Annotated in this window: 10 protein-coding genes; 4 read left to right on the top strand and 6 right to left on the bottom strand. The window is 59.8% G+C overall.

The features are described from left to right. Positions 1 to 56: 56 nt before the first annotated feature. The 5 genes from AEYBE204_RS34185 to AEYBE204_RS34165 form a co-directional block, all read right to left on the bottom strand. A complete protein-coding gene (locus AEYBE204_RS34185) occupies positions 57 to 956 on the bottom strand; it encodes a rhamnogalacturonan acetylesterase (RefSeq protein ID WP_023463117.1) in 900 nt (299 codons plus the stop codon). Continuing rightward, positions 953 to 2245, bottom strand: coding sequence for a pectate lyase (gene pelA, locus AEYBE204_RS34180; protein ID WP_023463116.1), 1293 nt, complete (start codon positions 2243 to 2245; stop codon positions 953 to 955). The genes AEYBE204_RS34185 and pelA overlap by 4 nt, the downstream gene beginning before the upstream one ends. Continuing rightward, the gene (locus AEYBE204_RS34175) at positions 2245 to 3855 is read right to left on the bottom strand and encodes a family 43 glycosylhydrolase (protein ID WP_023463115.1); all 1611 of its coding nucleotides are present in this window, start codon (positions 3853 to 3855) and stop codon (positions 2245 to 2247) included. The genes pelA and AEYBE204_RS34175 overlap by 1 nt, the downstream gene beginning before the upstream one ends. 11 nt (positions 3856 to 3866) lie before the next feature. Continuing rightward, complete coding sequence (locus tag AEYBE204_RS34170) at positions 3867 to 5159, bottom strand: polysaccharide lyase family 1 protein (RefSeq protein ID WP_023463114.1); 1293 nt, start codon at positions 5157 to 5159, stop codon at positions 3867 to 3869. Between the two features lie 312 nt (positions 5160 to 5471). Then, positions 5472 to 8864, bottom strand: coding sequence for a TonB-dependent receptor domain-containing protein (locus AEYBE204_RS34165; protein WP_023463113.1), 3393 nt, complete (start codon positions 8862 to 8864; stop codon positions 5472 to 5474). A gap of 536 nt (positions 8865 to 9400) precedes the next feature. On the opposite strand from AEYBE204_RS34165, the gene hppD reads away from it, so the two are divergent. Both hppD and AEYBE204_RS34155 read left to right on the top strand, forming a co-directional pair. Further along, positions 9401 to 10456: a 4-hydroxyphenylpyruvate dioxygenase gene (hppD, locus tag AEYBE204_RS34160; RefSeq protein ID WP_023463112.1), complete on the top strand. Its 1056-nt coding sequence runs from the start codon at positions 9401 to 9403 to the stop codon at positions 10454 to 10456. A gap of 327 nt (positions 10457 to 10783) precedes the next feature. Next, positions 10784 to 13741, top strand: coding sequence for a TonB-dependent siderophore receptor (locus AEYBE204_RS34155; RefSeq protein ID WP_031231087.1), 2958 nt, complete (start codon positions 10784 to 10786; stop codon positions 13739 to 13741). On the opposite strand, the gene AEYBE204_RS34150 is transcribed toward AEYBE204_RS34155, so the two are convergent. Further along, positions 13742 to 14020: a hypothetical protein gene (locus AEYBE204_RS34150; protein ID WP_023463110.1), complete on the bottom strand. Its 279-nt coding sequence runs from the start codon at positions 14018 to 14020 to the stop codon at positions 13742 to 13744. 321 nt (positions 14021 to 14341) lie between these two features. Here AEYBE204_RS34150 and AEYBE204_RS34145 point away from each other — a divergent pair, with 321 nt between their 5' ends. After that, positions 14342 to 14647 (top strand): hypothetical protein, encoded by a 306-nt coding sequence (locus AEYBE204_RS34145; protein WP_023463109.1) that lies wholly within the window; start codon positions 14342 to 14344, stop codon positions 14645 to 14647. Positions 14648 to 14706: 59 nt separating this feature from the next. Further along, positions 14707 to 15285, top strand: coding sequence for a demethoxyubiquinone hydroxylase family protein (locus AEYBE204_RS34140; protein WP_023463108.1), 579 nt, complete (start codon positions 14707 to 14709; stop codon positions 15283 to 15285). The last annotated feature ends 16 nt before the right edge of the window (positions 15286 to 15301 follow it).

Genomic DNA, 15301 nt, shown 5'->3' with positions numbered 1-15301 from the left:
CCATCATAACCTATGCTTAAAGGCCTGATCTGGTACGTCAGATCAGGTCTCGCCGATCAGGGAATCAGATCACGGCGCAGGTCCGGCACGACCCGGGCCAGTTCCTTCGTTACCAGCGTCGCGAAGAAATCCGCACCGTCACGCCCCAGATGGGTATAGTCGAAACTCAATTTCGTCTGGCCCATCGGCTCGATGGAATCACGCATCTGCTGTTCGGTCAAAGCCGGGGCATTGGGCGCGGGGGCCACGCCGGTCGACCCGGCGATGGTGTTGCCGGTCTTGCCGGCCGCCAGCACCTCGGCGGAAGGCGGCTTTTGAGCGAACTTCATGGCTTCGGTCGCGCCCAGAGCCTGAACGGCTTCCTGCGAGCGAGCATAGAGATCGACCAACGGCACGTTCAGTTCCTTTGCCACCTTGCGCGCGGCCTCGGCCCATGGCCCCAGATCGTTTTCGACCTTGCCGTCTTTGAAACCACGCCGCGTCAAAGGCGTGACCAGCACCGGAATACCACCCGCCGCGCGGACCTCATCGACATATTGTTTGAGGAACAGCGGAAACTCGGTCGTCAGATCGGTGGACCGTCCGGGCTTGCCCGGCTGGTCGTTATGGCCGAACTGGATCAGGACGTAGGTCTGCTTATAGGCCTGCGCTCCGGCCTTTATTTCGGCCAAAGCGATGTCCCACGATCCTTCGGCGCGGTAATTCCAGCTCGACCGGCCCCCGCGCGCCAGATTGATGCACGAGACGAACGAGGTCAGGTGATAGCCGCAAAAGCTCGGCCCCCAGCCGCCGACGACGGCAGTGGTCGAATCGCCGACCAGAATGATCTTCTTGGCGGTGATTTTCTTTACCTGCGCGCGGGCTTCGGCATCGGTCAGAACCGGGGCGGGCGCAGGCGTTTGCGCCCACACAGGCGTTGCAGCGGCGATCAGCCCCGCGATCAGAAGCGTCCTCATGCGTGGGTTTCCTTCCATTTGGCATACTTGCTCAGCGCACTGGCAGCGCTGTTATTGAACCAGGAATAGCCACGGCGGCGTTCCGGCTCAACGTCGTTGATCGTGTCGTGCAGGGTCTTCGAGCGGTTGCCGAAGATCGGCTTAAGCGTCTTCATGTCGTAGTAACGCGACCATAGCGGCCCCGCGCCGTCTTTCGGCGTCAGCAAACGGTCCTGACCGTCGGGTGTTTTTGAAAACACCATGCCCTCGATCTTCAGCTTTTCCAGCATAGCCGCCCCGGCGTGGACCGCGGCGACGATGGCTTTCGACGGCGCGTTCAGCTTCATCAGATAGGTCAGGACCGAAGCACTTTCGCTCGACGACAGGGCCGGCGGCTCGTAGTTGCGCGCCGAGGTCGGCGTCAGGGTCAGGGGGTCGTATTGCTGCGCCCAGAGGGTACGTTTGCCGTCGATGATCACCTGAGCGTCCAGCAGAACCTGAATGGCGCGGGTTTCGGCGGCGGCGGTCTTGGTACGCAACTCAGCAGGCACAGCGGCAAAGTCGCCCTCCCCGCGTCCGGCGTCGCCCATCAACTGCATGACCGACGACATGGCGTTGTCGTTCAACGTCATGCCGTCGTGATAGCCGCCGGTCAACGGCCACACCTGCGGCCAGCCGCCGTTCGGGAATTGCGCGTTGAGCAGATATTGCAGCCCGCGCAACGCGCTGGCGCGATAGGCCTCCACCTTGGTCGCCGCAAAGACCTTGAGCAGGAAGCGCGTTTCGGTGATCGTCGCGTCGTTGTCGATAGTCCCGACATAGCCCCAGCCCGGCAGGTGCGGCGCGTCGAAATCGTCCGGCTTCTGGTTCGGCGGCATGTTGTTGGCGACGTAATGCTGCCCCTTGAGGCGCACCGGGCCGTTGTGCGGCTGGTTCTTGCCCCAGCCGCCCGCAGGGGTCTGGAAGCTAACAATATTGTCGGCCACGGCCTTCGCTTCAGCAGACCCGTACCATTCGGCGGGCTTGTCGAGCGGCATAGTCGCTTCGCCGTTGCCGCCTTTTGGACCGTCGGGGATGGTCGTCATCCCCTCGCGCTCGGCCTTGAGCGCCGCCTGATCGGCGGCTATCGCGGCCTTGGAGCGGTTCAGATAGTCCAGCCACGCCTGACGCTGGGCGACCGGCAGGGTGTTGATGCGCTCGACGCTCAGTTCCGGGAACGGCGTATTGACACCGATCTGCGCAGCAAAGGTGGGGACGGCGGCGGCCAGCGGCAGCACGGCCAGACTGGCGAGAAGAAAACGACGGTTCATTAAAGGGCCCTGTAGATGAAGTTCTTGAAACGCACCTCACCTTCGCCCGCCGCATAGAGGCCGGGCTTGAGCATGAGGAAGCCGCCGCGCACATTGTGATGATAGCCGGATACTTCCATCCCGCGATCGAAGCGCTTCCAGGTTACGCCGTCCGACGAGGTATGGAAACTGACAATATGGCGATCATTGCGCAGGCGCATCTTCATCTTGCGGCCATGCGGATTGGCCGGACGGCCGCGCTCGATGCCGTACTGGTGCGTGACGAAATTCTTTTCGTCGAAGCCCAGCCCGCAATAGAGCTTTGAGTCGTAAAACAAGATCAGGCCGCCGCGCGTTTTTGGATCGATCTCGATCTCGCATTCGATCTCATAGGCCTGATCGCCGGTGACGAAGATCAGCGGCGAAGACGTCGACGGGGCTTCGCCGGTCGCCTTGAGATGCATCACGCCGTCCTTGCGCACGATACGCTGGGCTTCGGTCGCCGAGGGATTGAAGAAGTTCCACTGGGTGCCGTACTTGTCGGTCTTGAAATCGTCCGACAAGGCCAGACCGTGCGGCACGGCCTTGCCACCCTTGGGTTTCGGCAGTGGCTTCGACAGGTCGCCGCCGCCGAAATCGAACCAGCCGTCCTTCGACCACGTCACCGGGGCCAGCAAGGTCTGCCGCCCCAGCGTCCAGAAGCCGTTTTCATAGCCGTGATAGACGCTCCACCAATCACCCGCAGGCCCTTCGACAAGCGTAGCATGGCCGCGCGACCACCATTTTTCGTCCAGCGACGTCGTGCGCACCAGCGGGTTGCGCGGATGCTGCTCCCACGGGCCGTTGATCGACTTCGAGCGCGCGGCGATGACCATGTGCCCGGTCGGCGGGCCCGCCGTGCCGCCCACGGCGAGGATCAGGTAATAATAGTCGCCGTGTTTGGTGACCTTAGGGCCTTCGGGCGAGAAGCCCTCGACATCCCAGGTATCCGGATAGCGCCACGGATCGTAGACGTGCTCGGTCGCGCCGACCGTGCTCAGCCCGTCGTCGCTCAGGCGGACGCGATCACCGCCCGACAGGAACAACCAGCGCGAGCCGTCTTCGCCGACCGCGTGGCCGGGATCGATGTGGCGCGGCAGATTGAGATCGATCGGCTCGGACCACGGACCCTTGATATCGTCGGCCCAGATAACCCACGAGGTCGTCTTCGAATCCGGGGCCGAGGTCTTCTTGGTCGGGATATAGAGGTAGAAGCGCCCCTTGTGCTTGGTCAGCTCCGGCGCCCAGACCGAGCCGACGTTTTTCGTCAGGGCCGCGGTGATCGGCTGCCAGTTGACCAGATCCTGCGAGTGCCAGATGACCAGACCCGGATAGGCGTCGAAGGTCGAAAAGGTCATATAATAGTCTTTGCCATCCTTCAGGATCGACGGATCGGGATGGTCGCCGGCCATGATCGGATTGAGGAAGGTGCCGTCGCCCAGATCGGCCTTGCGCTGCCCTTCGATCCCCTTGGCCCAGGTTTTGGGCTTGGCGGGGGCCTTTTTGGCGGCGGCTTCGGCGGACAATGGCGCACCGAACAGCAGCGCGCCCAGCCCTACCGATTTCAGGGCGTTTCTCCGATTGGTCGTCATGGCATTTCCTTTTATTTTATGAATATTTTTGGATTAAACGTCCGACGCGTCGCGGTCCGTTGCGGATACCCGCCGACCTCGGCCTCGGAATCGATCAGCTTGCCCCTGCCCGCCTTCGCGTCGGCGACGATGCGGGCGTCGATCGGGTCGCGTGCCCACGGGCGGCTGCCGACATTTTTATAAACCGCCGCCTCGACCTGAGCGGCGGGACGGACCACCAAACCGGTGGGCCACAAGGCCTCCTTGGGCATCGACCGGATATAGGCCTGCGCCACATAGGGGCCGCTGTCGAAATAGCCGTCGGGCCGCGCCTGATAATAGCCGATGGCGGGAATCGCCGAGCCGTCGGTTCGCGTGGCGATATTGTCCATCGCGTGCAACATCAGGTCACCCTGCCCCCCGAACAACAGCAGCGGCGTGTCCTTCGGCGTATCGATCCCACCGCGCAGGACGTTGCCGCGCAGGAGCATCCGGCCCGGTTGCGGCGTGCGGCCCGTCCACTGTTCGGCAACCAGCGTATATTGCGTGCAGGTGTGGCCCGGATTGACGAAAACGTTGTTGACGATGACCGCTTCGGCGCCGCCCTTGACCAGCGGGTGCCTCTCGTTGTTGTGGGCGTAGAGATTGCCGGTGAGCAGCACGCCCGTGACATTATCGTGGATCAGCGAGCCCATAGAATGCGGGCCCTTGGAATGGCTGGCGTCACGCAGGGATTCGGCGATCAGATTGTTCGAGAAGGTGATGTTGTGCGAGGTGTTGCGCCGCCAGTCCTCCAGTTTCTCACCCTGAAAACGCGGACCCGACGCCGACAGGGCCTCGTCCACCGCCCAGGTAAAACTGCAATGATCGATCAGCACATTGTGAGACGCCACGGTCGACAGGCCGTCCGGCTCGAAGCCGCTTTTTTTCGCCATGCCCGCCGTGCCGGGACGGATAGCGATGTGGCGGACGATGACGTCGTGCGCCGAAATCTGCATCCCGCCCTTGATCAGGGTGATGCCGGGGTCCGGCGCGGTTTCGCCTGCAATCGTCAGGAACGGTTCGGTGATCTTCAGCGACGCCTTGTTCAGGTCGATGACGCCGCCGACCTCGAAGACCACGATGCGCGGCCCCTTGGTGTCCAGCGCCGCCTTCAACGAACCTTCACCAGACGGGTTGAGATTAGTCACGCGGAGGATTTGCCCGCCTGTACCGCCCTTGCCCGTACCTTGTTGAAACGGCGCAGCCTGCGCCGAAGCATAGGCCCCCGTGACAGCGATAGCGGGGATCAGCCCGAGGGCGCGACGGCGGGTCAATAACGACATCAATAGTTCCGTCTATCCATTTACAAACACAGACAAAAATACGGACGACCGCACCGAAGCGCCGCCGTCCGCTCAAGTGGCCAGCTTGAAACCTCACAGTCGAGGTAACGGGGAGCTGGAGACCGGACAATGCCGCCGCTGACCGCAAACGGGACGGGCGGCGGCATCGAAACTCACAAAAAAGGCGCCCGGATGACCGGAAGACATCCGGGACGCCATAGCCAGGAAAGATGTCCGCGCCTCAGACAAAAGCGCGGACAAGATGCTTGGATTTATAGTCGTGCATTCAATCCAAAAACCGCTGCACACCACTTAGTATTTGTAACGCAGACCGACGCGGTAGTTGACACCGACCGAGGCGTAGTTGGACACTACCGGATCGGTATAGGCGTAACGCTCGGACTTCTGATCCGTCAGGTTCAGGGCCTCGAAGGTCACGGCGATCTTCTTGGTCGGCTGATAACGCACAGACATATCGACGTTCAGCGTTTCTTTCGAGCCACCGAATTCGTTGATCAGCGGCGCATCGCAGGCAGCACCCGTCGTTTGCAACCCGGGCTGACAGTTGCCGGCGGCCAGCGGATAGGTCGTGTAGTATTCGTCACGCTGCGACGCCGAGATACGGGCATTGAACTTCTCGGTTTCGTAGAAGACCGTGAAGTTGATGGCGCGCGGCGACGCCCCCAGCCACGGGCCGGTACCATAGACGGGTGCCGTGATGACGGCGCCGGTCGTGGCATTCTTCGTGCCCGGATCGAGGATGTAGTTCAACTCGGTATCGAGGTTGGTCATGTTGAACTGCACACCGACGTTCTTGAAGTACCACGGCAGGAAGGTAAGGTTCTGCTGATAGCTGAATTCCCAACCCTGAACCGTGCCGCCCGGCGCATCGCGAACCTGACGCGCCTGGACCGGATAGTTCCCGTCGATATAGGCCAGACGGAAGTTGTCCGCCGCCGTGCCGGTCGAGAACTGCGCCTTGAGCTGGGCAATAGCCTCGGCGTCGAGGAATTGCGACAGCGGGGCGTCGTACAGGATGGTCTGCGGATACGAGTTGATTTCCTTCTTGAAGATGGCGAAGGAGACCAGCGCGCCCTTGGCGAAGTACCATTCGGCGCTCATGTCGTAGGCCGTGCCGCGGAACGGCGACAGCTTCGGGTTACCGACCGACAGGGTACCGCCGACCGTCGTGCCGTCGCCGGGGATCGAAATCCCGGTGACCGCCGGCGACAGGTTGCCGAGCAGCGGACGGGCGATAACCTTGGCCGCGCCGACGCGGATATAGAGGTCGTCATAGACTTCCCACGCCGCGTTGAACGACGGCAGGGTGTCATCATAGCTGTTGCTGCCGTAGATGGTGCGGCCTGCCGTGGTCTGACCGGTGGAGAGCACCTCGGTATGGGCCTGACGGACGCCGATATTACCGAACAGATTACGGCCCAGAACATCGTAGTTGAAGTTCAGCTGGGCATAGGTCGCGCTGGTCTTTTCCGTCACCGCAAAGGTTGTCGTGCGGTTACGCTTGGTCGTCACGCGCCAGTCGCCGTACTTGTTAATGCAGTTGCAGGTGAAGCCGAAGACGTTGTCGAAGGCTTCGATCGACGGGGCAAAGAAGCTGGTCGTCGAGCCCGCCGGTACGTCGAGGCCCTGACCGAACTGAATGACGCGACCGAGCGAAGCCACGGTAACGCCCGCTTCCTTTTCGGTCGGGTTCAGCGTGTCGTTGTTGCGCTCAAGCTGATTGGTCGAGAAGTCGTACTTGCGTGTAACCGCCCCGAACTTCCAAGTCAGGTTATCCGTCCAGTCGTAGGTGAAGTCGGCCTTGAAACCCGAATAGTCGTTCTCGGTCGTGCGCAGATAGTTACGCATGCCGGAGAAGCCCTTGACGATCCCCCACTTCGTCGGATCGGCGGCGTTGAAACCGACGTCGAACTTCGGCATGGCGGGGCTACCGCGTTCGTCGAAGATGAAGGGCTCCTGCGCGTCCATGTAGTTGAACTCGACCAGAGTCCCCTGGTTCTTGTTCGTCGACTTCGACGCGCCATAGGTGAACTGGCTCGACAACTTGTCGGTGAAGCGGTGCGTCAGATCGAACGAGACCTGAGCGAACTCGGTCGTGTAGGCACCGCGGTCGGCAGCAGAGCGCCAGTCTACGTTTTGCAGCTTAAGATATTCGGCGTTCTGACCGATCACGTCGGCTTCGAGCACCTTGACCGACGGACGGCCGATCAGGTCGCCACGGAACGGCAGGGTGGCCGCTGCACCGGCATAGCCGGGCGAGGTCGGATTGGTGTAATATTCGTAGGTGTCACGGTTATAGGGGTTGTAGCTGAAGGTGTAGCCGGTCAGCGGCGTGCGGCCATAGACGGCCTGACCGCAATCGATGCCCGGTGCGAGATCGGTTTCGATGACTTCCGTACAGGTATTCGGATAGAGCGCGCGACGCTGAACGTCGGTGAAGGCCGTCCCCGTGCGCGCCGTTGCCGTCGGCAGGTTTTGGCCATAGGCAAAGGTATCGCTGGTGTTGTTGCGGTTCAGACCGACCGGCGACAACTGATAGTTGGTGCTTTCGCTCTCGAACTTCGAATACATCCCGTCGATGGTGAAACGGGTTTTTTCCGAAACCTGAATCTGGAACGACGAGGTCAGGCCGAGACGCTCGGTATAGGTGTCGCGCTGCTGGATCGCCGGGAGAGCCGGGAAACGGATCTGCGAGTCGTTACAGCCCGGTGACGTCGGCGTCAGGCTGGCCAGCGATTGCGCCGCCGCAGCTGCGCAGCCCGGATAAAGCTTGGCATAGGCCGCCGCGTCGGACCCGGTCAGTTCGGCATAGGCGGCCGGATTGGCGACAGGGTTATAATAGTTGGCGGGATCGGCCTTGTAGGCGTCGAGCGCCGTTCCGGTCAGGGTCGTCGGGATCAGCGCCTTGAACACCGTACCTGTCGGCGCGGCAAAACCGGCGCGGCCGGGCAGTTCATTACCGGTCCAGGTCGAGCCGCGATAGACGTAATCGGACGAACCGACGCCGCGCGAATAGTTGTCATCTTCCGAATTGCGCTTGGCATAGGCCACCGACATCAGGAAGCCAAGACGACCATCGGCCCAGCGCTTGGAGAACAGACCGGCGACGCGCGGGCTGTGGGTTTCGCCATTCTGATAATAGGAGTCCTCAAAGGAGAACGCGTAGGCGTCCTTCTTGTAATCGAAAGGACGGCCGGTGTTCAGATCGACCGTCGCCCCCAGCGACCCTTCGTCGGTCGAGGCCGAGGCCGTTTTCTGGACGCGCAGGCTGTTGAACAGTTCCGAAGCGAAGGCGTTGAAATCGAAGGCGCGCGAGCGGTTCGGCGACGAGCCGGCGTCGTTCGAGGCACCTGTCGACAGGGCTTCCATGTTGTTGATACGAACGCGGGTGAAGTCGCCGCCCAGGCCGCGCACCGAAATGGTGCGGCCTTCGCCGTTATCGCGGTCGATCGAGATACCCGGAATGCGTTGCAGTGATTCCGCCAGGTTCGAATCGGGGAAATCGGCGATGTCTTCGGCATTGATGGCGTCGAGCATGACGTCGGCCTTGCGCTTGGTATTCAGCGCGCTTTGCAAGCTGGCGCGGTAGCCGGTCACGACGACGGTCGTCGTATCGTCCTTGGCGTCTGACGCTGGCGCGGCGTCCTGAGCAAACGCGCCGCCCGCCGCCAGAAGCGTGGTCATGGCCGCAAGAGAGATGCCTTTCCGCAAAGCGGAAGACACATTTCGACTGTCGGTTTTCAAGTATTTCATAATAAACATCCCTGTTGTGCTTTTGAACCGTTCTACGGTCCATGCTTGTTATTTAAGCTGCCGTTTAATCTGATACCGGTGTCATATCCGGGCGCAAATCGCACGATCATCTTTGCGCCATTGTTACCGCTATCTTTTGCAATCCCGCAAGCCAAAACCCGCTTGAGTTTCGTTTTTTTTAGTCCGCGCCTCGTCTTGAAAGCCGGTTGTGTTTTTTTTGACACTTAAAAGGGCATTATTTTGGCAGTGCAATAAAAAGGAGGCACTATTTATTATACAATAAGCAATCCCGCAGAACAAATAGACAGCGCTGTCAAAACTATACTGTCTAAAGCCTCAGCCTATCACAATGGCGCGAGCTCATCTGTCGGCGCGAATCGCAGATTCAAGGGCGCCACCACACAAAAAAGTGTCTTTCTAATAAGTTTCATTTGATACTAAATACCTGTTAATCAGGGAGGTATCCAATGTACAGTCACAATCCTTTAGGCCTCAACGGTTTCGAGTTCGTGGAATTTACCGGCTCCGACATCGAGGTCATGGCCTCGCATCTTCTGGCGCTCGGATTCACCGCCGCCGCACGCCATCCATCCAGGGCCATCACCCGGTATAAGCAGGGGCGCATCACCATGTTGCTCAATGCCGAACCGACGGGACAGGCGGCAGCGTTTCGGACCCTGCACGGCCCGTCGGCCAATGGCATGGCGTTTCGCGTCGCCGATCCGAAAACCGCTTTTGAGGGCGCGTTGAGGCGCGGAGCGACCGCCGCCGATCCGGCCTCCGGCGCACTGGGCGAAAATAGCTACGTGCTGAACGGCATCGGGGGTTCGTATCTTTATCTCGTGCCCGATCACGGCGATCTGTACGCGGACTGGACGCCGATCGCCGGTGCCGAGAACGCCGAAGCGGCCAACAGCGTCGGACTGGACGTGCTCGATCACCTCACCCACAACGTCCACCGCGGCCAGATGCGTACCTGGGCCGAATTCTACAACCGCATCTTCGGCTTCGAAGAGCAGAAATATTTCGATATCAAGGGTCAGGCGACCGGTCTTTTCTCTCAGGCCATGATCGCGCCGGATCGCGCCATCCGTATCCCCCTCAACGAATCGCAGGACGATCACAGCCAGATCGAGGAATTCCTGCGCGAATACAATGGCGAAGGTATCCAGCACCTCGCCCTGACGACCGACAATATCTATGAGACCGTCGAAAAACTGCGGGCGCGCGGCGTCCGCTTGCAGGATACGCCGGAGACCTATTACGAGCTGATAGACAAGCGCGTTCCCGACCACGGCGAGGACCTCGACCGCCTGCGCAAGAACCGCATTCTGATCGACGGCCATGTCGGTGAGGAAGGTCTACTGCTGCAAATCTTCACCGAACCGATGTTCGGTCCGATCTTCTTCGAGATCATCCAGCGCAAGGGTAACGAAGGCTTCGGTAACGGTAATTTTCAGGCTCTGTTCGAGTCGATCGAACTGGATCAGATCCGTCGCGGCGTCGTGAAGGCTTCGGCCTGACTATTCTTTTTTGCAACCGGATACCTGTAAATGCGGTGGATCGCCACCGCATTTACAGGCCAACCCTCCGCCACATGTCGTCCCCGCAACCATATCGACGCTCTGAAATGTAAATACCAAATTTGATGTGAAATTTTGGCATTATACAATCAAAATTGATCATAACAAAATATTCAAGAAACAAACTATGCTGTATTTACAATAGGTAGTTTCGATTGCATGACGTTTTAATGTCTATTTATTGACTAACTTAATTACATATTTTCACATGATACGGTCTGCACTGCCGTAGTGCCGAGTTGTCGCAAGACTCAGGATCGTACAGTAATGAAAAAATCTCCCCGAAACGGGTTTATGGCGGCGGCCATAAGCTCGACCGCCGTGATGGTCTCCCTCCTTTCCGCCGCCGCCGTCCACGCCCAGACCACGACTGCGGCCGCGGAAAAAGACGTCTGCACCACAGAAACCGCCGATAAGACCGCCTGCAAGGGCGAAAAGATCGAGGAAGTCATCGTCACCGGCACGCGCCTGCGCCGCTCGGAATTCAACGCCACCTCGCCCGTTCAGATCATATCGGCGGACAAGGCCGACCTCGAAGGTCAGATCGACGCCACGCGCATCCTGCAAGGCTCGACCATCGCCGCCAGCGCATCTCAGATCGACAACAACTATACCGGCTACAACGTCACCGGGGGGCCGGGCGTCAATACCCTGTCGCTGCGCGGTCTGGGGTCCAACCGCACCCTCGTCCTCCTCAACGGCCACCGCGTCGGCCCCGCCGGTACCCGCGGTTCGGTCGGCCCGGTCGATCTGAATACCATACCCGGCTCGCTGGTCGACCGCTATGAAATCCTCAAGGACGGCGCATCGGCGGTGTACGGCTCCGACGCCATCGCCGGTGTCGTCAACATCATCACCAAGAAGAACGCCGTCGGGGGCTCGGCCAAGGTCTATGCCTCGTTGCCGGAACAGGGCGGCGGCGAAACCTACAGCGCCAGTCTGGCGCAAAGCTTTGTCGAGGGCCGCTGGCACGGTTCGTTCGGCTTCGACTATTACAAGCAGGAAGCCCTGCGCAACAGCGACCGCGACTACCTCGCCTGTCCGCAGCACCGCATCACCGACATCAACGGCAATCGCCTCGACCTGATCGACCCGTCAACCAACGATTACAAGTGCTACGGCCTGATATCGGACGTCCTCTACAACACCTCGACCGGACGTTACTACGTTTACGACGCGACGGCGGTCGCCGGCGGCGGTTACGGCGATCTGGCGGGCCTGAAACGCGTCAACGGTTCTGTCAACGCCTCAGACGCCCGCGCCGCACGTTCCATCACGCCGCAGCTTGACAAGGAATGGCTGGCCAAGACCGTCATCTCGCCGGTGACCCGCAAGACGCTCAGCCTGTTCGGCGGCTATGATTTCGACAACGGCACCGAGCTTTACGGCGAACTGATGCACAATGTGCGCGAGTCGCGTCAGGAGAGCTGGCGCCAGTTCTATCCGACGGTCAATGCCTCGAACCCCTACAATGTGCTCAAGGCGTCGGGCTATCCGATCATTCTGGTCCCGTACAATGTCGATCAGCGGGTGCTCTATACCCGTGCCCTGGTCGGTATGAAAGGCGACCTGCCCGACTTCGGCGTGTTCAAGAACTGGAGTTACGATGTCTATGGTCAGATTTCGCAATCGAAGGGCACCTACGGTTACGACTTCATCTATAACGACCGCGTCACCGCCACGACCGGCGCCACCCTGTGCAATACGGCGGCCCTGACGACCGCAACCGCCTGCCCGACCGCGGGCGTCAACTACTTCCGTCAGTCGACCGTGGAAACTGGCGTCTTCACCCCCGAAGAAACCGCCTTCCTGTTCGGTTATGAGACCGGCACCACCACCTATACGCAGAAATATATCGAAGCCACCTTCTCCGGCGACCTGTGGGATCTCCCCGCAGGCACGATGGCCGGAACCTTCGGCTTCATGCTGCGCAAGGAAGCCATCGACGACCAGCCGGGCATCAATGCCCAGAATTCCAACTATTGGGGCCTGACGACCGCCGGGCGCACCAAGGGCGAGGATTCGATCAACGAAGCCTATCTGGAACTCGGCATCCCGGTCCTGAAAAGCCTGCCGCTGATCCAGAAGCTGGACATCACCCTGTCGACCCGTCTCAGCGACTACGCGTCCTACGGCTCCAACAGCACGTGGAAGGCGGGCCTCAACTGGCAGATCGTCGACAGCCTGCGTCTGCGCGGGTCGCAAGGCACCTCGTTCCGCGCCCCGGCGCTGTACGAGCAGTATCTCGGCAATCAGGTCGGCTATTCGTCGCAGTCGTCGATCGACCCCTGCTATGCCTATGGTTCGTCCACTTCGATCTCCGAGACGGTAAAGACCAACTGCAAGGCGCTGGGTCTGGCGGAAACTTATTCGGCGTCGGGCTATTCGTCGGCAACCATCTATACCGGCGGCGGCAAGGCGGCAGGCCTTCAGCCCGAAACCTCCGAAAACCATACGGTAGGCCTGATCTGGACGCCGAAGTTCGCCAAGCTCAATGTGGCGCTGGACTTCTTCGAAACCAAGATCAACAACCAGATCACCACCTACGGCTCGTACAACATTCTGTACGAATGCCTGAACTCGGTGAACATGTCCTCGCCCTATTGCAGCCTGTTCACCCGCGATACGGTGTCGACCTCTACCACCTTTGGCCGCATCACCTCGGTACAGAACTCCTATGTCAACGTCGCCGAACAGTTCATGCGCGGCTTCGACCTGACCTTCGCCTACAACCACGACTTCGGGTTCGCCAAATTCGCGCTCAACAGCCAGCATTCGTTCATCCGCAAATGGACCTATCAGCTGATGAATTCGACGACGCCGACCAACTATCTCGGCTATGTCGGTTACCCCGAATATGTCGGCAACCTGTCGACGACCCTGACCCGTGGAACCTACACCTTCGGCTACAGCGTCAGCCTGGTCGGCGAAACCTCGGATCGCGATTACTATGGCACCAACTGTTACACGGGGACGCTCTACGGCGTGTCGGGCACGACCTACTGCTACGATATGAACACCGAGTTCTACGCCAACCATACCCTGTCGCTGCGCAAGAGGTTCGACACCTTCTCGGTGACGGCGACCGTGCGCAACGCGCTCAACGAGGACCCGCCCGCCATCTCGGGCAGCTACACCTCGTACCGTCTGGGCAATGCGCCGCTGACTAGCCAGTACGACCAGCTGGGCCGCACCTTCACGATCGCCATCGAGAAGAAGTGGTAATCATGCCGACCTCGCGATCCCGGCTTCGGTCGGGGTCGCGTCCATTCTGGCTTCAAGCCGCGCCAGATAGAACTCCATCGCCTGACTGTGACCGCCGGGTAAGGGCGAAACAGCGGGATCGAACACCGCCGCCCGCAATCGTTCCAGCTCGGCCAGCCGGTCGGGCGCTGCCGTCACCTGTATCAGGGCCGTGGCCATGACCAGCCGTTCCAACGCCATGGTCATGCGGTAATAGTCGTCCAGCATATCGCTGAGGGCATCCTGTGCGGTCAGAGGCATACAACGTCTCCTTATCAAGCTCGCTCACATATTCTAGCAAAGGTAGAATGAAGCGAAAGTTTACACACGCACCGTATGCAAAACCACACACGCAGTGCCTACCGCAGGCGGAGAGCAGAAATTTTCAGAAAGTAATAATAATCAATGCATTGGGAAGTTATTTCGCACGCGCGAAGCACGAAAATGTGAAAAATAACCCGCCCCGGTTGAACCACATATATCACGATCAACCCAATATCTTTGCCTTGATATCCACAGGCTTTGAACCTCATTGTCCACTTATGGGGTTCGGGCGCACGCTCACGGTCAGAGGAACCCGACATGACCGTGAACATTCAATTCCAGGACATCCGCACTATCGAGCGCAAGCTGGACCTGCTGCTCTACGCCTATGCGACCGATGATGAGGCCGAGCCGTTGATCATCCGGGAACTGGCGCTCCTGATCAGCGATCCCCTGCCCGACCTGACGGGTGGCGACATCACCCGTATTCAGGCCTTCATCTATCACGCGCTTCAGGGATTCTATGCACCGACGATCAATTACGCGGCCATCCGGCGCGAATTCGTCATCGCCATCCTTGCCGCGCGAAAGGGCAATCAGACCCTGAACCGCGTGATTGCCTGATTATATTGACTTGAACCACGATACCGGACACCCTGCCTCACTTAAGGGGGAAATAGGGTGTGGATTTATCGGTCGGAAAAACGATTGCGCGTATTCTCAAGGTCAATCACGCTGGGGAATTCGGGGCCATTCGCATCTATCGCGCCCAAGCGTTTGTCGCACGTCGGCTGATACCTGATCTCCTCCCGTTCCTTACCGAAACGCTTGATCATGAGATCGATCATTGCCGTAAGTTCCGGGCGGCCATGCCGGAACGTGGCGCGCGTCCATGCTATGCGATGAACCTATGGGGTATCGGCGGCTACGCTCTGGGTCTGCTCACCGCCCTGATGGGTCGTAATGCTGTTATGGTCTGCACCAAGGCCGTCGAGGCCACCGTTCACCGACATCTGGAAGAGCAACTGGCTTTTCTCACCAGTCGAGACGAAGCGCTGAAAGCCCTGATCACCGAGATTCAGATTCAGGAACTCGGGCATCTCGAATACGCTCAGATGCGCATTCGTCCTTCACGCTTTAATGCACCGCTGGAACGTTTGATCGTGGTGGCGACCGAGACCGTTATATGGCTATCGACTCAGGGTGCGGTCACGCGGATGATACGCGCCCTTAGAGCACGTCCCGATCCTGATGCATCGTGACGTGTTCTGAGTTTTG

This window comes from Asticcacaulis sp. YBE204, assembly GCF_000495855.1.
Taxonomy (GTDB): domain Bacteria; phylum Pseudomonadota; class Alphaproteobacteria; order Caulobacterales; family Caulobacteraceae; genus Asticcacaulis.
The sequence above is the reverse complement of the archived record's forward strand: the minus strand, read 5'-3'. Positions and strand labels throughout refer to the sequence as shown.